This window comes from Paenimyroides marinum (assembly GCF_900108395.1).
Taxonomy (GTDB): Bacteria; Bacteroidota; Bacteroidia; order Flavobacteriales; family Flavobacteriaceae; genus Flavobacterium; species Flavobacterium marinum.
The window spans coordinates 1-2,756 of the sequence record NZ_FNXE01000085.1; the positions used below are offsets into that span (position 1 = coordinate 1).

At 29.0% G+C, this 2,756-nt stretch carries 4 protein-coding genes and 1 tRNA gene; 1 reads left to right on the forward strand and 4 read right to left on the reverse strand.

Going from position 1 to position 2,756, the window contains the following annotated elements; translation table 11 throughout:
- Positions 1 to 106 precede the first annotated feature (106 nt).
- Together BLW20_RS14415 and BLW20_RS14420 are read right to left on the reverse strand one after the other, a co-directional pair.
- Positions 107 to 316: a hypothetical protein gene (locus BLW20_RS14415; protein ID WP_091102965.1), complete on the reverse strand. Its 210-nt coding sequence runs from the start codon at positions 314 to 316 to the stop codon at positions 107 to 109.
- A gap of 3 nt (positions 317 to 319) precedes the next feature.
- Positions 320 to 922, reverse strand: coding sequence for an RNA polymerase sigma factor (locus BLW20_RS14420; protein ID WP_245725347.1), 603 nt, complete (start codon positions 920 to 922; stop codon positions 320 to 322).
- 181 nt (positions 923 to 1,103) lie between these two features.
- On the opposite strand from BLW20_RS14420, the gene BLW20_RS14425 reads away from it, so the two are divergent.
- A tRNA-Ala gene (locus BLW20_RS14425) sits at positions 1,104 to 1,177 on the forward strand.
- Positions 1,178 to 1,336: 159 nt separating this feature from the next.
- Here the strand turns inward: BLW20_RS14425 and BLW20_RS14430 are convergent.
- Entirely contained in the window at positions 1,337 to 1,837 is a 501-nt protein-coding gene (locus BLW20_RS14430) for a hypothetical protein (protein ID WP_091102969.1), read from the reverse strand.
- A partial coding sequence (locus BLW20_RS14435) for an RHS repeat domain-containing protein (protein ID WP_143037829.1) occupies positions 1,818 to 2,756 on the reverse strand: 939 nt, incomplete at its 5' end. The genes BLW20_RS14430 and BLW20_RS14435, both read right to left, overlap by 20 nt.

The window sequence follows — 2,756 nt, forward strand, 5'->3', positions numbered from 1 at the left end:
TGAATTACAAAACAATAGAAGAGTTTAACAATCAAAATAAATTTTACAAAAATGTCGCTTAACTTTAACTGGAATTTTTATTTGCATATCCAATAGGTTATTATGTTTATTCTTTATTTTTATTATCGTGAGCATCTTTTTTATCTCCGTTCTTTTCCGTCTCGAAGAATCTGAAAGCAACTTCGGGCAGGCTCACCAAAAAAAGTTCCGAAAGCTCTAAAGACAATTTAATAAGATTAATATCGTTTATTACCTTTTCTTTAATTGTTTCTGGAAGCTCTTTTTCTTCTATTATTTTCTTAAAAGGATTTTCCATACTTTACTGCTTATGAAGTTCCAAAACACGTTTCTTTGCCCGAAGCAAACGCATTTTAATTGTACTTTCTTTTAATCCTAAAAGTTCTGAAATTTCTTTAATGGTCAAATCATCCTGATATTTCATTAAAAGGATTATACGGTCTTTATCGGATATTTTTTGAAGGATTTCCTGCAATTTCTCATAATTTATTTCAAATAGATCCTGGTCATCAATATCATCTATAAGATCAAAACTTTCTTTGTCGGGATTTACATCATCTGGAATTTCGTAGAAAACAATTTTTTGTGCTTTTTTCTTATTGATGTAATTAATACAAAAGTGATAAACGATGGAATAAATCCAGGTTGATAGTTTTGATTTGCCCTTAAATGTGTTTAAACTAACGTAGATTTTAATAAAGATATCGTGCGTTAAATCTTGTGCTTCGTCTTCTGAATTTACAAAACTGTAGCACCTATTATAAACGAATTTCGCATACCTGTCATACAATATGGAAAAATAATACGAATCTTTATTATCAACAATCAATTTTACCAATTCTTCATCGGTATAATTTACCTTATGCCCTAACAAAATTTCATCTAATAAAATATTATTACGCAAATATATTAAAAATAACAATCAGGTTTATTTATTTCTATTTTTTTGTTCCCTTTTCAACATATTTCACAAAATAAGCAGTTCATTTTTGACAAGGTTTAAATAATCGTTGATAATAAGCATACCGATTTATTTCTGTTTTTTTTGTCAATACTTTAAAATATGTTATTATTGCATATTATTTGGGGGATTGGCGCAGTTGGCTAGCGCGTTTGACTGGCAGTCAAAAGGTCACGGGTTCGAATCCCGTATTCTCCACAAAAAAAATCTACTTCGTTTGAAGAGGGTACTGAAAAACCCTGCTTTTAGACAGCCTCGTTTTTAATTATTAAAATTTATAAAATACCTTGTTTTTCAGTGATTTAAAGTACTTTTTAGAATATCACTAAATCTGAAACATTACCGGATTTGTTTGTTTTAGTTAATTTTATAATTCCATTCAGTCATATAAGTGAATATCCCACTAATTTGTTGCAAAAACTTAATTTTACATTTAGATTTAATATTTCTATCTGTAAATTTTAATAATAAACTTAAATTATCTTTAAGATTACCTTTACCTAAGAATACTACGTCATTATCGTTACAAATCATAATATATGTATTAGCATGAGAAGAAGTTGAATAAAACAAATAAGCTTCTGCATTATACTTTTCTTTTAAATACAATTTATCTAAACCAAAAAAAGTTTGGTTCTTTTCGTATACAATATCAAGTAGATATTTTAAATCAGTATTTGTTGTAAAATCTACTTCGTTTTTAACCAAAAAATCTATCATCATACTCATCTCCTTCCTATTCGTATCACTTATTTCTTTATAGATATCATTTAAATTTTGATTTTGACTATAAGATTCATTGCACAGAACTATAACAAAAAAAATAATATTTAAGATGTTAATTTTTGTTTTTTCCATTACTATAATTTTTCATAAAATTGTTATACATGTCATTTAAAATCTCATTTTGAAATTGATTGGGTATTTTCTCATAGAAATTATATCCTTTACCAGGAGTCAAAGTTCGGCTATTATCTTTGAATCTATGTTTAAATTCATGTCCCAAAGTTGAAGCCATTAATATATTTATGGACAAATATTTTCCTTCGTAACTAGTTCCTAAAAAATTCATCGTCCCGTCTTTTCCATTCCATTCATTATACAATCTATTATACCCTCCTTTATATAGAATAATATTTGCATTGTAAATAATGTCATCCCCTTCTTTAACTGATCCTGCTTTAGGAATAAATTTACCGTGTATAAGCCCCCCATCTCCTTCCATCAATTCATCTTTTACTTGAACAATATATTGATACATCGAATTATTTAATATTTCATCTAATTCTTGTTTTCCAGAGGGAGAACCATTTATTAATTCATTTGCTATATCTTGAAATTCTTTTGGAGTATTTTCTGACCAAGTTATGTTATTTTTTTGGTCTAACGTATATGAAATTTTAGTTCCATCTGTCCCTATTATATCATCTTTACCAAACTTTGAATTCGGATAAAACCCGCTATGATTGGCTGCACCAGCAAATTCTCCAAATTTTATATCGTAATACCCGTTATTAAATGTAAGGTAGTCTTTTACTGCATCAAAAAATGTACTTTGCATCCCATCAGGGTCAACAAAGTATACCGGGTTGTTGTATGCGTAATTATAAGGTGTCCAACGTCTTGAGTTCTCTGCCAATGGGTCAATGTTCAACCATCTACCAATTGCAGCATCGTAATTACGTGCTCCAAAATCGTATAAATCCAAACCTAACTCCGGCTGCCATTCCATTCCGTTAAATTTGTAGCGTTCGGCTGCTTCGCTTCGGTTACTGTT